Genomic DNA, 382 nt, shown 5'->3' on the forward strand with positions numbered 1-382 from the left:
CGGCATACGAAGGAAATATTATGAATACTGATAACTATTTTTTCAGAGTACCGGCTACACGTGGAATACAGGGCGGCATAGAACAATACATGCTGACGGTTCCTATGGTCGTGTTACGTCGTATTCTTGCAATGGACAATGATGGCGATGTTATGGATCGCAGCCAGCGAGAAGCGAACAAAACGCGGGCGAAAAAAATACGGAATTATGTTGCCGGCGCGACTTCAAGACGAGCCCCCTATATTTTGCCGTCAATTACCGGAAATATTGACAGCCATGTTGAATTCCTCCCCAGCGAACTTTCGCCGGCAGTGGGTATTCTTAAAATCCCGATGGACGTTGATTTAAAACTATTCGATGGCCAGCACCGGGCGCTGGGTAT

The 382-nt window shown here is 47.1% G+C and carries 1 protein-coding gene; it reads left to right on the top strand.

All coding sequences use genetic code 11. The annotated features are described in order from the left end of the window. Window positions 1–20 precede the first annotated feature (20 nt). On the top strand, window positions 21–382 hold a 362-nt coding region (locus M992_RS14370), incomplete at its 3' end, for a DGQHR domain-containing protein (protein ID WP_147638200.1).

Origin of the sequence: Moellerella wisconsensis ATCC 35017 (genome assembly GCF_001294465.1) — a bacterium.
GTDB lineage: Bacteria > Pseudomonadota > Gammaproteobacteria > Enterobacterales > Enterobacteriaceae > Moellerella > Moellerella wisconsensis.